This window comes from Pandoraea pnomenusa, assembly GCF_040391475.1.
GTDB lineage: Bacteria > Pseudomonadota > Gammaproteobacteria > Burkholderiales > Burkholderiaceae > Pandoraea > Pandoraea pnomenusa_C.
Genome location: NZ_JBEBXS010000026.1, coordinates 22,194 through 39,021 on the forward strand (window position 1 = coordinate 22,194; position 16,828 = coordinate 39,021).

Consider the following 16,828-nt stretch of genomic DNA (forward strand, 5'->3'; position numbering starts at 1 on the left):
GCATGATGCCAGACTCAGGCGAAAGCCAACACCACCCGGCGCGTACGCGACGTCTTCTTCTCGATCTTGGCCACGCGCAGCGCACCGATTTCCGAAGTGTTGGCAACGTGCGTGCCGCCACACGGCTGCAAATCGATACCCTCGATGCGCACCAGACGCACGCGTCCCAGCCCCACCGGCGGCTTCACGCTCATCGTGCGCACCAGCTCCGGACGCGCTGCCATTTCCTCGTCACTGATGCTGTCGATCGCCACCGAACGTGCCGCCGCCACCAGCGCCGCCAACCCCGCTTCGACCGTCTCGCGTTCGATGGGCTCATTGGTCACGAAGTCCAGACGCGCGTACTCCGTGGTTATGCTGCATCCGTCGACCGGATGCGGCAGCACCGCGCACATCAGGTGCGACGCCGTGTGAAAGCGCATGTGGCGAAAGCGCCGCTCCCAGTCGATTTCGGCACGAACCGTGTCCCCGATCGCCAGCCCGGCGAGCACGTCACCCTGCCCCTCGGCGGGCACATGGACAGCGTCGTCGGGCGTAGCGCCTTCCTGCTTCGACTTGCGTGTGTCGGCAATCGTGAGACGCGTGCCGTCGGCGAGTACCAGGGCGCCTGCGTCGCCGGCCTGTCCGCCGCCGAGCGGGTAGAAGACCGTGCGGTCGAGCATGATGCCGGTCTCGTCGATATGGGTGATACGCGCCTCGCATTGGCGCAGATAAGCGTCTTGTCGGAACAGCGCTTCGGTCGTCATGGGGCCTCCTGTGGGAACGGGACATGTTCGCGCGACTCCCGTGGCCATGACAAGTGACAATCGCGCACGGTTGCACCAGTACGGTCCTGCCATCACGCCTTCCGAGTTCCCGCCATTTCTTGCAGGAGCGAGCATTTGGGCCGCCACCAGCGCGCTGCGCCCGCCAACGTCCCAATGTCACCGCAACTGGCGGCGCGCTCCGAAAGCTTTGACGCAGCCCCGAAGTCGCGGGCAAAACAAAAACCTACAGTGCGTGAACACCCTCCCGACAAAGGACTCTCGTGAGCGCCTCGACGCCCGCCCCCCGCCTCCCGAATGCCGCAGACTACGCCTCCGCAAACGTCTCCCCCGATGACTACGGCGCAACCTTCTCACATGCGTGCGCACTGCGGGACGCGAACGACCTGGTGACGGCCGCCGACCGCTTCGGCCAGCTCTGCGTGTGCTATCCGGAACGTCTCGAAGCCTTCAAGGCGCTGGGCTACGTGCTGTATCAACTCGGCTCGTACGACCAAGCTCGCGCGACGCTGCTTTTCGCCAGCGTGCAAGACCCCACCGACCCCGTGCCATTGTTCATCGCCGCAGCGAGCCTGCATCGCGCCGGTGGCGATGTGGCGTCCGCACGGGAAATCGCTGCCGACGCCCTCGACGTCGCACGTGGTTCCCATCGACACGCGCGCTTGCAAGCGTCGGCCCAACATCTTATCGATGCCACCGAATCCCGCTGATCTCCCTCCGGCGAAAGGAATGTTTCCGAAATGAAACCAGACATGTCCATGCACCCCCTCGGCGTCCACTCTCTCGGTTCCGAGGCCCCCCCCACCCACCAGGTCGACGGTCACATTGCCCACATGGCGATACTTGACGACGCACTCGGTGACCTTGCCGTGTCCTCCCGTACGACCACACCGCCAACGCCGTCTCACAGTAGTTTCAAGATGACGACGGCCGACACCCAGCTACCGATCCTGACTCACGCACGGTTATCCGCGCTGATCCAGCATTTCATAAGTGCAGCCGCGTACACCACGGTTTTCGGACTCGCACGCGCGAACCAGGCATTGGACGATGCCGCAGATCACCACACGCTCACGTTGGAGCATCGCCTGGCGAGCCTCGGCACCGGCGTACTGGGCGCTTCTGCGGCTTTGGACTTCGTCGCAGCTGCCGCGCTCTTCCTCGACCGTAGCAAGTCGGCCAAACAAATCAAGGAAACCCAATGGATGCCATCGCTTGCCAATCTCTCGAACCGGCTTAAGCCATTCGTCGATCACATCAGGACGATTCAGAATGGCATCTCCAACGTCGCACTGTTCGGTGCGATCAGTTCGGCGGGCGCCCTTTGGGCCACTCGCGAGAGTCTTCGCCAGGCCGCCTCCCCGGCCTCGCAGTGTGACGACACACTGCCAACGGCGCCGCCCGCTCCCGAAGCGCCATCCACCGGCACTCACCTGCAGTACGCTCAGTTGGCCACCACAGTGGCTAGCTATGCCGTACGCGCCATCGTGCCACCCGTCGTGTCGACCTGTGTGAATCTGGACGAAGCCAAACAGCGTCGCCACCGTTACGACGTGACAGAAGCGCTCGGAACGACGACCGATAACGCGCCGGTCGAGCTCATGCAGATTCGCGCACTGCCGGAGTCTTCGCCAACGCCATCGGTGCCGCGGCTTCAAACATTCGCTTAAACCTGTTTGCCGAGTCATGCCGATGCGACCCGGGATGTCCCCCTCCGCGCCGCCCGGCATGGCACGACGGCGAATCATGTCTTGCAAGCACATTTCGGCACTAGGGTGACTACCAATAGAAGACATACTGTATGTCTCTACGATCACCACCAAACGCATATTAGATGTTAATAATATGCACACCAATTGAGCAGATTGCCTGCGGCCCGAAGACCCGCACAGGGACGATCTGTGACGCCTTACGGTGAGCTTTGGTCGCGCAGACACCTTCCCCCCGAGGGTGAGGCGCAATGCATCGAAGTCCACTTGAAAGCATGCAGTACGACGTAGCACACGGGTCGGGGCATACGACCCGCAATTCATGAAGTCAAGACAGGACCAGCCAGGCAACCATCCGGGGGAATAATGAGAAATAACGGTGCCGTTTCGGGTAGAGAGTACGACTACGATGAGCACGACATGCTGGTCTCCGCGACCGATCTGTCGAGCCTCATCCAGTACTGCAATCCCGCATTTATCGAAGTTTCGGGGTTCGAGAAGGAAGATCTGATCGGACAGCCGCACAACGTCATCCGGCATCCCGACATGCCGCCTGAAGCGTTTGCGGACATGTGGAAAACCATCCGCGCCGGCCATTCATGGAGCGCGCTCGTGAAGAACCGGCGGCGTGACGGCGATCACTATTGGGTGCGCGCCAACGTCACCCCCATCGTGGAGAACGGCACACCGGTCGGCTATCTGAGCGTGCGTACAAAGCCCAGACGCGACGAGATCGCGGCCGCCGAATCGCTCTACGCCGACATGCGTGCCAATCGGTGCCGCTACCGGCTGTCGTCCGGACAACTCGTGAGAAAGGGCCTGCCCGGACTGCTCGGGAGATGCCAGCGCAGCCTGATCAGTCACCGCGCAACCCTTGCCACACTGGCCGGTCCGGTGGTCATTGCCGCCGGCTGGTCGCTGGCGCAGCGACTGCCGTCCGGGTGGACACTGCCGCTGGTGCTCGGCATCAGCCTCGCACTCGTTTCGATTCCCGTGTACCTGCTGGAGCGCGGTCGCCGTGGACAGCTCGCCGCCGTGGGCAACCTTGCCGGTCGTCTGGCGGCCGGTGACCTTACCGTGAATACGGACAAGGCGTCGCATCAGGAGCTGGCTAGCCTGGTCCGGAACCTGACGCAATTGAAAGTGAGCCTGATCGCGATCGTGTCCGATGTCCGGCGCCAGATCGAAGGGGTCAAGCTGGCGACGACCGAGATCGCCGGCGGCAATACCGATCTGTCGGCACGCACGGAAGATCAGGCGGCATCGCTGGAGCAGACGGCGGCGTCGCTCGAACAACTGACGGCGACCGTCACCAACAATGCGCAGTCGGCGGCACGGGCGACCGAATTGTTGAGCGAAGCACGGCACGCGACGTCGAGCGGCGTCGATGCGGTCAAGAGCACCGAGCAAACGATGAAGGAGATCGCACAGGCTTCGGCACAGATCACGTCGATTGTCGGCGCCATCGACGGCATTGCCTTTCAGACGAACGTGCTGGCGCTCAATGCGGCGGTAGAAGCGGCGCGCGCCGGCGAGGCCGGCAAGGGATTCGCCGTGGTCGCGGGTGAAGTGCGTAGCCTGGCGCAACGCTGTGCGGCATCTGCCAAGGAGATCAAGCGCATCGTCTCCGAGACGGTGACGACATCGGAGCGTGGCGGCGAGATGGTCGCGAACATGGCAACGCAGATCTCGAAGATCGAGTCCGCGATGGGCCGCGTGTCCGTCGTCATGGACGAGGTGGCCACCGCGAGCAGCGAACAAGCCAAGGGGCTCGCCGGCATCAACGGCGCGGTGGTGCAGCTCGACGGCTCGACCCAGCAGAATGCCGCACTGGTGCAGCAAAGCGCGACCACCGCCGAGCAACTGTCCGGGCAGGCCGACGTGCTCGACGAGGCCGTGCGATTGTTCTCATTGCCGGGACGCACAACGCGGACAACTGTCCCGATGGCGCCGATGGCCCCAAGAGCCCCGGCGGTCGCGATCACGTCGGGGGCGCCGGCCCTCAGGCGTGTTCGGTAACCGTCGGTGTCGTCACCTCCTGCAGCCATACTGCAGCAATAACGCCCCCACCTTTCCCATCGGATCAAGACAGGCCGTCCTCCCTGAGGCGGCCTGTCGGTGGTCTGATGCTCTGGCCGTCAGACCTTGCGCAGGAAGCAGGCCTTCAGCATGAAGTTGCCCGCGTCCATCTTGCAGTCGACTTCATGGTCGCCGCCCACGAGGCGAATGCTCTTCACCTTCGTTCCGACCTTCAGCGTGATCGACGAGCCCTTGACCTTCAGATCCTTGATGAGCACCACGGCGTCGCCGTTGGCCAGCACGTTGCCGTTCGCATCTTTCACGACGGCATCGGCCGGCTCTTCGTCCGCTGCGGCCGCCATCGGCCACTCGTAACCGCAATCGGCGCAGACGTAGTTCTCGCCATCGGGATACGTATTTTCAAGGGAGCACTGGGGACAAGCGGGCACGTTCGACATGGGGGTCCTTCCGGAATTCAGGGATATACGGCGTCAACAGTGCGCGCATCACCGGCTGGCTCGGCCCGGCACAATTAGGCACACTGCATGTGCGCGACATTATAATGCAACGCATATACCCGAAAGAGAAAGTCCATGATCGCCCTTCGTGAAGCGTACCGCGCAGGCTTGTTGCGACGTCAGGATTGGCTGCCCAACATCGTGGCCGGGGTAGTGGTCGGGGTGGTGGCGTTGCCGCTCGCGATGGCCTTTGCGATCGCGTCGGGTGCGAAACCCGAGCAAGGCTTGTACACGGCGATCGTCGCAGGCTTTGTCGTCTCGGCAACCGGTGGCAGCCGCGTGCAGATCGCCGGGCCTACCGGTGCGTTCATCGTCATCCTCTCGGGCATCACGGCGAAATACGGTATCGATGGCCTGCAGCTCGCCACGCTCATGGCGGGTGCGATGCTCTGGGCCATGGGCCGCGCGCGGCTCGGCGCCGTCATCAAATTCATTCCGACGCCCGTCATCGTGGGGTTCACCACCGGCATCGGCGTCATCATCTGGATCGGTCAGTGGCCAGACTTCTTCGGCTTGCCGAAGATCGCCGGCGCGCACTTTCACGAGAAGTTCTGGCATACCTTGCAAGCGTTACCGGGTCTGCACGTGGCAACGACGACGATTGCCCTGCTGAGCCTCGTTGCCGTCGTCGTCACGCCCCGCATTCCCTATCTGCGACGCGTTCCCGGCCCGCTCGTCGGCCTGGCGCTCGCCACATCGCTCCAGGCCTTGCGCCCATTCGACGGCGTCGCCACGATCGGCAGCACTTTCGGCGGCATCGCTCAAGGCCTGCCGTCGTTCGCCCTGCCGCAGGTTACGCTCTCGCGCGTGGTCGAACTCATCGGGCCGGCGTTCACGATTGCCATGCTCGGCGCCATCGAGTCGCTGCTCTCGGCGGTGGTCGCCGACGGCATGACCGGCAATCGGCATGACGCGAATCATGAATTGCAGGGACAGGGACTCGCCAACATCCTGTCCCCGTTGTTCGGCGGCTTCGCGGCCACCGGCGCCATCGCCCGCACGGCAACGAACATTCGTAACGGCGGCACGAGTCCGCTCGCGGGCATCGTCCATGCGCTCACGCTCGTCATGATCGTGGTATTCCTCGCGCCATTGGCCACGCGCATACCGCTGGCGTCGCTCGCCGCGATTCTGTTCGTCGTGGCCTACAACATGAGTGAGTGGCGACATTTCGCGCGAATGATCCGGCGCGCGCCCAGGGCCGACGTGGCGATTCTGCTCGTCACCTTCTCGCTGACGGTCTTCGCGGATCTCGTCGTCGCCGTCAATATCGGCGTCATTCTGGCTACGCTACAATTCCTGCGACGCATGTCGAGTTCGGTCGAGGTTACGCAGCAGTCCGAAGCGCAACTTGCCGCAGAACTGGGTGACGTGGCGCGGCTGCATCTGCCGTCGAGCGTGCTGGTGTTCGCCATCGACGGGCCGTTCTTCTTTGGCGCCGTGGAGAATTTCGAGCGGGTGCTGGTGCAGACACACGCCGATCCCCGCGTGCTGCTCATCCGGCTGCGCCGTGTGCCGTTCATCGACATGACGGGACTGGAAACGCTCGACGAAGTCATCGGCAAGCTGCAAAAGCGCGGCATCGCCGTAGTGTTCAGCGAAGCCAACGCACGGGTGCGGGGAAAGCTGGACAAAGCCGGCATTCTGACGACTATCGGTGAAGGCAACTACGCCGACACCTTTGCCGACGCCATTGCCCGGTGCGACGCCCTTGTCGGCGCCAGCGAAGCAACGTCACGCGCGCATCAGGCCACGCTTTCGACGCACGCTCGGGCGGTGCTCGACACCAGCAGCGCAGCGTGGCTGCGCGACGAATGAGGCAATGCCTCACGGCAGGCAGACAGCGCAGTCAGCGCCCCCGCTGGCCTTGGACGATCCATCATGTATTATAATTTGATTAACATAATGGACCTCATCCAAGATGGAAACGAAAAGCGCCCGACTCACCGTTCTGATTGACCCGGTCAAGAAAGACGCCTTCGAAAAGCTCTGCGCGGCCCAGGACCTCACGCCATCGCAGGTGGTTCGCCAACTGATCCGCGAATATCTCGAGCATCACGGCGTCACCTACAAGACGAAAAGCGTGATCGGCAGCCGCACGCGAACCAGGTCCGAGTAAGCTGCCGTCGTTCAGGCGCCCGCGCGCGATGTCGTCAGCGCGCGCATGCCCCGGCGCGCCCGCACGAGCAATGTGACGACGATCGTCATGTTCAGCAAGTTCCAGCCGATGCCGTTGAGGAACGCGGCGTGGTAGCTGCCCGTAAGGTCGAACACCTTGCCCGACATCCATCCCCCGAGCGCCATGCCCAGCAGCGTGGCCATCAGCACTGTCCCGACGCGTGAACCGGCCTCCGAGGCCGGGAAGTATTCACGCACCACAATCGCGTAGGCGGGCACGATACCGCCCTGGAACAGGCCGAACAGGGCGGAAATCACGTACAGCGACGCCAGTCCGTCGAACGGCAGGAAGAGCAACAGCGCGACACACTGAAGCACCGAGCCGAGCAACAGCGTCTGCAACCCGCCGATCCGGTCGCAGATCACGCCCGACACGAGTCGGCTGACGATGCCGAAACCGAGCATCAGCGAGAGCATCTTCGCGCCGCTGGCTACGCCGTATCCCAGATCGCCGCAGTAGGCGACGATATGCACTTGCGGCATGGCCATCGCCACGCAGCACGCGATACCTGCCACGCACAGCAGTCCCTGCGCCGTGCCGGTGCTCAACCCGAACGGCCGCGCCGACGCCAGATGCGAGGCGTGCGACACCTTCGGCACCGGCGCTGCGGATCGGGGGGCATTCTCGTTCGCCTGCGTCGGTGCCACGGGCGGGATGGCCAGCGCCGGGGGCCGGGCGCGCATGCAGAGCGCCAGCGCGAACATCGTCAGCCCGCAGAAGATGCCCAGTTCGAAATACGTCTGGCGCCATCCGTGGTGCTCGACCAGCGTCTGGACAATAGGCGGCCAGATCGCGCCGGACAGATAGTTGCCGCTCGCGCAGACGGCGACCGCAATACCGCGACGCCGCACGAACCACATGGTGGTGTCGGCGATCAGCGGGCCGAGCGTGGTCGCGCTGCCCATTGCGCCAACGAGCAGCGCCTGCACCACCGTGAAGCTGACGATCCCGGTAGCGAGGCCGCTGGCCGCGAAACCGATGCCGAGCGACACCGCGCCCACGAGCAGCGGTCGCATCACGCCGAAGCGGTCCGCCATGCGGCCCATGGCGATGCCGCCCAGTCCGAAGCCGAGCATCAGGAACGTATAGGGAAGCGACGCCTGCGCGCGCGGTACGCCGAACTCCGCCTGGACGGCGGGCAGCACCACGGAAACGATGTACATACTGCTGCTCCCCACCGTCATGATGAGGAGTGCGATCACCAGCCGGAATACGGCATAGCGTGAATCGGGCTGATGCAAGGGGGGCGACATGCCGTCTCCTGAACGCCCGATCGTGTCGGACGCATTATTATCGAGTCGCTATTTTGCGCTCGTCGGTGTGTTGTTGCCGGGCACGTGAGTGAGCCTTGTCAGGCAAGCGGCTTGCGCGCTTTTCTGCCGACTCGGCCTCCGATCAACCGTTGCGGTTGCGCATCCAGTCAGCCGTGCCATAGAACGCCTGCATCAAACGCTCCTGCAGCGAGGCCTCCACGCCGATGTCCTGCATCGCCCACGCCATGCATCGCAACCATTGGTCGCGCTCGCTCGAGGCAATCGGGAACGGCAGGTGGCGGGCCCGCAGCATCGGGTGGCCGAAGCGGTCGATGTAGTGATTCGGACCGCCCAGCCAGCCGCACAGAAACCAGAACAGCTTGTCGCGCGAGCCGCCGAGCGACTCCGGATGCATGCTGCGAATGCCCGCGAACTCGGACTCCAGATCCATCAGATCGTAGAAACGGTCGACAAGCTCGCGCACGCGGTCCTCGCCGCCGAGCAGGGAGAAGGCGGTCGGCTGCGCAGGCGTATCCTGCGCGTCGTCGTCCGCCGGGGTGTTTTGGGAGGTGTTTTCGGTCGTCATGGGCAATATTGTGCCCGATGGCCGCCCGGTGTGCCATGCGCCGGGGCGCGGCAGGTTGCCACGCCCGGATCGGTGCAATGCACCGCCAGACACCGCCAGACGGCGTCAGGCCGCGACGGATCGCGTCAGACTTCGCGCAGCGTTCGAAGCGCCGACTGGCGCAGCACGGCCCGCAGCCCGCTCCATCCACCGATCAGGGCACAAAGCACCCCGGCACCGATGCCCAGCACCGGCAGCCACGGATTGAAGCGCAAGGCGAACTCGAAGACGTAGCGCGCCAACGCCCAGCCGAGCACGCCCGCCCCCACCGCCGCCAACAGACCGGCGAGCGCGCCGACCGTCACGAGTTCCGCGAGATGCACGTCACGCAGCTGCCGCGACGACGCGCCCAACGCCCGCAAGATGCCGCTCTCGCGCATGCGTTCGTCCCGTGTGCCCGCAAGCGCCGCATATAGCACCAGCACGCCGGCGGCCAGTGTGAAGAAGAACAGTGCCTGCACCGCGTCGATCACCTGCGACAGGATCTGCTGGATCTGCGCGAGCAACGCGCCCGTGTCGATCACCGTCACATTGGGGAACTGACGCACCAGCGCGTCCACGACGCCCTGTTGCTGCGGCTCGAGATGGAACGATGTAATCCACGTCGTCGGAAAGTCGTGCAGCGCGGCAGGCGGCATCACCACGAAGAAGTTCACCCGCATCGAGCCCCAGTCGAGCTTGCGAAGGCTGGTGATCGGCGCGTCGATCGTCTGCCCGGCGACCTCGAAGCGCAGCGTGTCGCCGAGCTGGAGACCCAACGTCCTGGCGATGCCTTCTTCCATCGAGATCTGCGGGGTCGTCGCATCGCCGTACCACTGGCCGGACGTGATCCGGTTGCCATCGGGCAACGCCGCCGTGTAGGACAGGTTGAATTCCCGCTCCGCGAGCCGACGCGCGCGCTCCTCGGTATAGGAATCGCCCGTGACCGGTTTGCCGTTGATCGCGGTAAGCCGCGCACGGATCATTGGCGAGAGCTGCACGTCGGGCAATCCGCCTGCACGCAGTTGCGACAGCACCGGGGCGTCCTGCCCCGGCTGAATATCGATGACGAAGCGATTCGGCGCGTCGGGCGGACTCGATTGCCGCCAGCCCGCGACCAGATCGTTACGGGTAACGGCCAGCAACAACAGTGCCATCAACCCCAATCCCAGCGCCACGACCTGCAACGCACTCCCGAGGCCACGGCGGCGCAGCCCTGCCAGCGCGTAACGCCAACCGATCCCGCCCATCGCGCCACCCGCGGCGCCATGACGTCGCGCCCAGGCGGCGAGTCCCCGAATGGCCAGCCACGCCAGCACGCCGAACACGACCGCCCCGACGACGAACCCGCCTGCCACCATCGCGCCCAGACGCAAATCGCGCGCGGCAAACAGCAGGAGTGCACCGAAGGCCAGTGCGCTCGCGCCGTAGGCCAGCCAGCCCTGGCGGCGCGCTCCGCCCACCACATCCCGGCGCAGCACATGCAGCGGCGCAACTTCCGACAGCGGCAGCAACGGCGGCAATGCGAAGCCCAGCAGCATCACCAGCGCACTCGCCAGACCGAAAGCCGCCGGACGCCACGTCGGCGTCGGCAGCCCCGCCGGAATCACGTTGCCCAACTGCGCCAGCAGCACCCAATGCGCGAGGTAACCGAGTGCCACACCCAGCACGCCACCGACGACGCCGAGTCCGACAAATTCCAGCGTCACCATGCCGCGCAATGCGCGGCGCGGCAGGCCCAGGCACCGCATGACCGCGCACGCGTCGAGATGCCGCTCGCTATACCGGCGCGAGGCGATGCCCACCGCGACGGCCGCCAGCACGGCGGCAAGCAACGCCACGAGCGAGAGGAAGCGTTCCGCGCGATCCAGTGTCTGACGCACCTGCGGCTGACCGTCTTCCAGCGACTCGATGTGAACGCCACGCGCTTGTTCGGCCGCCGGGCGCGCCCATGCCGCGAATCTGGCGACCTGCGCGTCGGCGCCCGCGACCAGCAGGCGGTAGGTGATCCGGCTGCCGAACTGCACAAGTCCGGTCGAGGGCAACTCGTCGAAGCGCATCATGACGCGCGGCGCGAGCGATCCGAAACCGTATCCACGGTCCATTTCACGCGTAATGACCGCCGCAATGCGCAGCGTGCTGTTGCCCACGCGAATCGCATCGCCCGGCTTCACATGCAATGCGTCGAGCAACGCGGCATCGACCCAGACCGTGCCGGGCTCGGGGATACCGGCCGCCGGCGCGTCGGGCGTGTTGGGTCCCGCGTCCGGGGCGGTACGCACGCGCCCGCGCAGCGGATAACCGTCGCTGACGGCTTTCAGCGACGACAGACGGCTCGCAGTGACCTGTCCGTTCCCGCCGTTCCCCGCATTGCCGGCCATCGCGCTGGCCATGCTGGGAAAGTTCGCAACAACGGCCGTCGCCAGTCCGTCGGCGTGGGCCTGACGTTCGAACTCGGGAGATAAGGGTGCGTCGCTGCGCACGACGAGATCGGCGGCGAGCATCTGTCGCGCATCGCGCTCCAGCCCGCCCTGCATCCGATCCGAGAGAAAACCGACGCTCGAGAGTGCCCCGACAGCCAGCAACAATGCGACGAGCAGCAGATGCAACTCACCTGCGCGCCAATCGCGCAGGAACATCCGCCATGCCTGGCGGGCAACCTCAGTGAACCCCATCGTTCCTCAATCCTTTGACTCGCGCCAGCAACGAGCGCCACCCGCGCCAGACGCGGGGCAACCACCACCACGCCAGCACCACGAAGACCAGTAACATCACGAGAAATACGGCGGGAAGGAAGAAGGCCAGCGCCAATCCGCCCACCGTGGAGACATCTTCGCCGGCTGAGGCCGCAACGTTCGAGAATGGTTCCGGCGAGGTATTGATCAGCGCCCGGCTGCCCGCCTTGGCCAGATGCGCAGTCCCTGCCAACGCACCACCGGCCAGACCGGCCAGCACCGTGACCGTCGGATCCATCTGCCCGAGTGCGGCGGCGCCCAGCACGATCCCCGCCGGAATGCGGATGAAGGTGTGGATCGCGTCCCAGGCACTGTCGACGAAGGGGATTTTGTCGGCAAAGAACTCGATGGCCGCCAGCAGACCGGCTGTGGCGATCACCCACGTCGACGCCAGCACTGCCAGCGTCGGCGGCAGGTGCAGCCATCCGAGTCGCGCTGCCATCCCCGCGCAGAACACCGTCAGGTACAACCGCAGTCCGCTGCCCCAAGACAGCCCTGCGCCCAGTGCAATCGATTCAAGCATGGCGACCTCGCTGCCGCCGGCATGGCGGCGTCGCACGATCACGCGCCACTCACTGCCGACGCGGCAACGATCGGACAGCCATGCCGAAAGCGGCAATGCCGACCGTTACCGCGTCATTATGCCGCGCGTTGCGGTGTTTGTGGCGTTACGTGCTTCATTGCCCCGGCAGGTCGTCTGGTACGTGCGCGGCCCATGCCTGGCCCATGCTTGACCCGTGCGTGCCCCGTGCTTGCCATCAGGGCGCCGTGAGCTTCAGGCCGACCAGACCGGCCAGAATCAGCGTCACGCTGGCGATGCGTGCGGCAGATGCCGACTCGCCGAAGAGCACGATGCCCAGCACGAATGCACCGACCGCACCGATCCCGGTCCAGATCGCGTATGCCGTGCCCAGCGGCAGCGAGCGCACGGCCAGCGCGAGCAGCCAGACGCTGCCGACCATCGAGGCAATCGTAAAAACCGAGGGAATGACGCGCGAGAAGCCCTGTGTGTACTTGAGGCCCACGGCCCAGGCCACTTCGAGCAAACCGGCGATCACGAGAATAATCCAGGCCATGACTGACTCCGATGCAACGCTCGGGGTCGTCCCCGGAAAAGGTGAGCCGCTCGCCGGGTCGTCCCGGCAAGGGGTTCCATCGGACATCGAATGAATTGCACGCACGCGCAGGACAGGCGTGGTGACTTTCCGCCGTGCGACCGCTTGTCGCGAAGCACTTGCGAATCACGTCGAATGGAACGGCGCGATTTTAGCAAAGGCAACACGCCCCTGGGATACGCCCTGATGACGGCATGGGCATTCCCCGTCTGGGGCTTTGGCGCGATCCCCAGGACTTCGCGGCGTCCCTTACCGATCGCTGACGTAAGGCGACGGCGAACGCGAGATAACGCCCGAAGACCGGCGAATCACGGCGTCGCATCGACCTCCAGACGATAGCCAACGCCCGTCTCGGTGAGGATGTGTAGCGGCTGCGCGGGGTCGGCCTCCAGCTTCTGCCGCAAGTGGCCCATGTAGATACGCAAGTAATGATTGCTCTCGACGTGCGACGGCCCCCACACTTCCTTGAGCAATTGCCGGTGCGTGAGCACGCGGCCGGCGTGCCGCACGAGCGTGACCAGCAGCCGGTACTCGATCGGCGTGAGATGCACCACCTCGTCTGCTCGCGTGACCTTGCGGCGCGCCAGATCGATACTGATCTCGCCGAACGAGAAGGCTTCGTCCAGCGTTTCCGAATTGCCGCCGCGATGGTGACGGCGCAATTGCGCCCGAATGCGCGCCAGCAGTTCCGACACCCCGAACGGTTTCGTCAGGTAGTCGTCCGCGCCGACATCGAGCGCCACGACCTTCTCGGCTTCCTCATTGCGAGCGGACAGCACGATGATCGGCATGTCGGTCCAGCTTCGCACTTCGCGAATGACCTCCACGCCGTCGATATCCGGCAATCCCAGATCGACGATCAGCAGATCGGGCTTGCGCGTGGCCGCCTCGACCATGCCCTGCCGTCCGGTTTCCGCCTCGTGCACGATCATGCCTTCGGCTTCCAGCGAAGTCCGCAGAAACCGTCGGATCTGCCGTTCGTCTTCAATCACCACGATGGTGACAGTCGGTTCACTCATGTTGTTGTGTCGCGTTGTTTCCCGGTGCGCTGGTGCTCTGCGCGTCTTCGTCCGCCACGTGCGTGACCTCGCGCACACTCGTGGCGCCGGAGGGTCCCTCGCCCGCTTCAAGCGCGTCCGGCGCATCGGGCGGCGTCTCGACCGGCAGGGTGAAGGTGAAGCGTGCGCCATGCCCTTCCGGCACATTGGTGGCGTGGATTTTACCGCCGTGCGCCTCGACGATGGCGCGGCAGATCGCCAACCCGAGCCCGATGCCGGGTTTGGCGGACTCCTTCTCGCCTCGCATGAACTTCTCGAAGATGCGGCCCTCCATCCCGGCGGGCAGGCCCGGGCCGTCGTCACTGACACTGACCTCGACCTCGTCGCCCTTCACGCGCGCAGCAATCTCGATGTGCGACCCCGACGGCGAGTACTTCGCTGCGTTCTCCAGCAGGTTGCTGAACAGCCGCTCCAGCAGCACGGCGTCGAAGCGCAGCAACGGCAGATCGGCGGGCAGCCGTGTCGTCACCTCGTGCCCCGCGAGCACCCGGCGGCAAGCCCGCAACGACGTGCCGACCACTTCCTCCAGCATCTGCCACTGACGATTGAGCTGCACGCCGCCCGCCTGTAACTTCGCCATGTCGAGGAGGTTGGTCACGAGCCCGGTCATGCGTTGCGCTTCCTCATGAATCGCGTCGACGAGTTCGGTACGCAACGGTCCCGGGGTCTGTGCATTGCGGCTCAACATGCTCGCAAAACCGACGATGGACGTGAGCGGCGTTCGCAGATCGTGCGAGATGGCGGACAGCAGCGAGTTGCGCAACCGTTCCGACTCCATCGTCACCAGCGCGTCCTGTGCGATCTCCACGTAGTGCACACGTTCGAGCGCCAGCGCGATCTGCGCAGCGAACGTGTCGAGCAGCCGCTGCTGCTCCGGCGTCCCGACGGCGCCGTCGCCCTCCGACTCCGGCGCCACCACCAGCACGCCGCGCGTGCGCATCGGTGCACGCAACGGCAGGTAGTAGGCGTCCGACGCCGGGAGCGTGTTCGTGCCCCGCCCGGCCGCCTGCTGCCGGTCGTACACCCACTGCGCGACATCGGTGTCGACGCGCTGCGGCATGGTCTGCGTGCTGGCGTTCTCCAACGGCTGACGCACACTGCCCTGGCTATCGGGCAGCAGCAACGCCACGCGCGCCTGAAACACTTCGCGCACATGGCGTGCCCCGATCTCCAGAATCTGCGGCGTCGTGAGCGCAGCGGCCAGTTCGCGGGCCATCGCGTAGACGGCGCCTGTGCGTCGCTCGCGCCATGTCGCCAACCGCGCCTGGAACCTCAGGCTGGTCGTCAGATGGCTGATGACCAGCGCCACGGTGAGCATGACCGCAAAGGTGAGCAAATACTGCGTATCGGACACCGAGAGCGACATCTTCGGCGGCACGAAGAAAAAATCGAACGCCAGCACCGAAACGAACGACGCCAGCACCCCCGGCCCGCGCCCGAGCCGCATGGCCGCGACGATCACGCCCAGCAGATACAGCATCGCGATATTGGCCAGATCGAGGAACGACGTCAGTTCCGCCGCCACGATCGACACGCCGCCGCAAATGGCAATCGCCCACACATACCCCCGCCACGGGCCGCCCACGAGTCCCAGTTCCGGCGCAGCCGTATCCACCCAGTCGCGCCAGTCGCCACGAACCACGCGTTTGTCCGCCGCCGTATCGCCCGCCGCCGGCCCGATCAGCACGACATCGACCCCTCGCGCGAGCCGCACCAGTTGCTCGTGCAACGGTGTGCGCGCCGTCCACCAGCGACGCGCGCCACTCGCGCCCACCACGAGCTTCGAGACGTTGCGCATCTGTGCGTAGGCCAGCAGCGTCTGCGCCGCTTCGGCGCCATCGAGCGTGAGCGTTTCCGCCCCCAGTTCCTGCGCGAGCTTGAGCGTCGCGTACGTGCTCTCTCGCCGCTCCGGCGACCCGCGAAGCATCGCCGGGGTCTCCACATGCACCGCCAGCCAGTCTGCGCGCAGGCTGGCCGCGAGCCGCGCCGCCGCACGCACGAGCGCCACGCCTTCCGGGCCGGGGCCAATCGCGACGAGCAAGCGCTCACGCGCTTGCCACACATGGCTGATCGACTGGTCAGCGCGGTACTCGCGCATCTGCGCGTCCACGCGATCGGCCGTGCGGCGCAGCGCCAGTTCGCGCAGCGCGATCAGATTGCCCTTGCGAAAGAAGTTGCGCACCGCCCGTTCGGCCTGTGCGGGCATGTACACCTTGCCCTCACGCATGCGTTCGAGCAGTTCGTCGGGCGGCAGGTCGACCAGCTTCACTTCGTCCGCCAGATCGAAGACACGATCGGGCACCGTCTCCCACACCCGAATGCCGGTGATCTGTCCGACCACGTCGTTGAGCCGCTCAAGATGCTGCACATTGAGCGTGGTGTAGACATCGATGCCCGCCGCGAGCAATTCCTGCACGTCCTGCCAGCGCTTCAGATGCCGTTCGCCCGGCACATTCGCGTGCGCCAGTTCGTCGACCAGCGCCACCGCCGGCTTGCGCGCGAGCATGCCGTCGAGATCGAACTCGCGCAGCATGCGCCCCCGGTATTCGACTGACTTCTGCGGCAACGCTTCCAGCCCATCGAGCAGACGGGCCGTTTCTTCTCGGCCGTGTGTCTCCAGCACACCGACCATGACGTCGGTGCCCTCTTCGCGCAACTTGCGCGCGGCCTGCAGCATTGCGAACGTCTTGCCGACACCGGCAGACGCGCCGAAGAAAATCTTCAGCCGCCCGCGCTGCTCGCGCGCTTCGTCGCGTTGCAGTTTGTCGAGCAATTCGTCGGGATCGGGGCGTTCCGTGCCAGCCATCGGGTCAGTCCACTATGAGTGCGCGTGCCGTCTCGTTCCGTTCGACACATCGCCGATATTCACTTCAC

The 16,828-nt window shown here is 65.3% G+C and carries 15 protein-coding genes; 6 read left to right on the top strand and 9 right to left on the bottom strand.

The window, feature by feature from the left end; all coding sequences use genetic code 11:
- Positions 1-14: 14 nt before the first annotated feature.
- Entirely contained in the window at positions 15-746 is a 732-nt protein-coding gene (locus ABWO90_RS21165; RefSeq protein WP_353193196.1) for an alanyl-tRNA editing protein, read from the bottom strand.
- A gap of 281 nt (positions 747-1,027) precedes the next feature.
- Here ABWO90_RS21165 and ABWO90_RS21170 point away from each other — a divergent pair, with 281 nt between their 5' ends.
- From ABWO90_RS21170 to ABWO90_RS21180, 3 genes are all read left to right on the top strand, one after another.
- On the top strand, positions 1,028-1,474 hold the full coding sequence (locus ABWO90_RS21170; RefSeq protein ID WP_353193197.1) for a hypothetical protein: 447 nt from the start codon (positions 1,028-1,030) through the stop codon (positions 1,472-1,474).
- Positions 1,475-1,684: 210 nt separating this feature from the next.
- Positions 1,685-2,434, top strand: coding sequence for a hypothetical protein (locus tag ABWO90_RS21175; RefSeq protein WP_353193198.1), 750 nt, complete (start codon positions 1,685-1,687; stop codon positions 2,432-2,434).
- 405 nt (positions 2,435-2,839) lie between these two features.
- On the top strand, positions 2,840-4,492 hold the full coding sequence (locus tag ABWO90_RS21180) for a methyl-accepting chemotaxis protein (RefSeq protein WP_502922673.1): 1,653 nt from the start codon (positions 2,840-2,842) through the stop codon (positions 4,490-4,492).
- 119 nt (positions 4,493-4,611) lie between these two features.
- Here ABWO90_RS21180 and ABWO90_RS21185 read toward each other — a convergent pair whose 3' ends face one another.
- Complete coding sequence (locus ABWO90_RS21185) at positions 4,612-4,950, bottom strand: zinc ribbon domain-containing protein YjdM (RefSeq protein ID WP_353193200.1); 339 nt, start codon at positions 4,948-4,950, stop codon at positions 4,612-4,614.
- Positions 4,951-5,085: 135 nt separating this feature from the next.
- On the opposite strand from ABWO90_RS21185, the gene ABWO90_RS21190 reads away from it, so the two are divergent.
- Entirely contained in the window at positions 5,086-6,828 is a 1,743-nt protein-coding gene (locus tag ABWO90_RS21190) for a SulP family inorganic anion transporter (protein WP_353193201.1), read from the top strand.
- Between the two features lie 103 nt (positions 6,829-6,931).
- Entirely contained in the window at positions 6,932-7,129 is a 198-nt protein-coding gene (locus tag ABWO90_RS21195; protein ID WP_353193202.1) for a ribbon-helix-helix protein, read from the top strand.
- An 11-nt stretch (positions 7,130-7,140) separates the two neighbouring features.
- Here the strand turns inward: ABWO90_RS21195 and ABWO90_RS21200 are convergent, their stop codons facing one another.
- The 4 genes from ABWO90_RS21200 to ABWO90_RS21215 all read right to left on the bottom strand — a co-directional run bounded on the left by ABWO90_RS21200 (position 7,141) and on the right by ABWO90_RS21215 (position 12,304).
- Positions 7,141-8,442, bottom strand: coding sequence for an MFS transporter (locus ABWO90_RS21200; protein ID WP_353193203.1), 1,302 nt, complete (start codon positions 8,440-8,442; stop codon positions 7,141-7,143).
- A 142-nt stretch (positions 8,443-8,584) separates the two neighbouring features.
- A complete protein-coding gene (locus tag ABWO90_RS21205) occupies positions 8,585-9,028 on the bottom strand; it encodes a group II truncated hemoglobin (protein WP_353193204.1) in 444 nt (147 codons plus the stop codon).
- Positions 9,029-9,153: 125 nt separating this feature from the next.
- Positions 9,154-11,721, bottom strand: coding sequence for an ABC transporter permease (locus ABWO90_RS21210; protein ID WP_353193205.1), 2,568 nt, complete (start codon positions 11,719-11,721; stop codon positions 9,154-9,156).
- A complete protein-coding gene (locus ABWO90_RS21215; protein WP_353193206.1) occupies positions 11,708-12,304 on the bottom strand; it encodes a DUF4126 domain-containing protein in 597 nt (198 codons plus the stop codon). The genes ABWO90_RS21210 and ABWO90_RS21215 overlap by 14 nt, the downstream gene beginning before the upstream one ends.
- Between ABWO90_RS21215 and ABWO90_RS21220 the strand changes: the two genes are divergently transcribed.
- Positions 12,303-12,515: a hypothetical protein gene (locus ABWO90_RS21220; protein WP_353193207.1), complete on the top strand. Its 213-nt coding sequence runs from the start codon at positions 12,303-12,305 to the stop codon at positions 12,513-12,515. The genes ABWO90_RS21215 and ABWO90_RS21220 overlap by 2 nt on opposite strands.
- Positions 12,516-12,539: 24 nt before the next feature.
- Here the strand turns inward: ABWO90_RS21220 and sugE are convergent, their stop codons facing one another.
- The 3 genes from sugE to ABWO90_RS21235 all read right to left on the bottom strand — a co-directional run bounded on the left by sugE (position 12,540) and on the right by ABWO90_RS21235 (position 16,760).
- The gene (sugE, locus tag ABWO90_RS21225) at positions 12,540-12,857 is read right to left on the bottom strand and encodes a quaternary ammonium compound efflux SMR transporter SugE (protein ID WP_353193208.1); all 318 of its coding nucleotides are present in this window, start codon (positions 12,855-12,857) and stop codon (positions 12,540-12,542) included.
- 347 nt (positions 12,858-13,204) lie between these two features.
- Positions 13,205-13,915 (bottom strand): two-component system response regulator KdpE, encoded by a 711-nt coding sequence (kdpE, locus tag ABWO90_RS21230; RefSeq protein WP_353193209.1) that lies wholly within the window; start codon positions 13,913-13,915, stop codon positions 13,205-13,207.
- Positions 13,908-16,760, bottom strand: coding sequence for a DUF4118 domain-containing protein (locus ABWO90_RS21235; RefSeq protein WP_353193210.1), 2,853 nt, complete (start codon positions 16,758-16,760; stop codon positions 13,908-13,910). The genes kdpE and ABWO90_RS21235 overlap by 8 nt, the downstream gene beginning before the upstream one ends.
- Between the last annotated feature and the right edge of the window lie 68 nt (positions 16,761-16,828).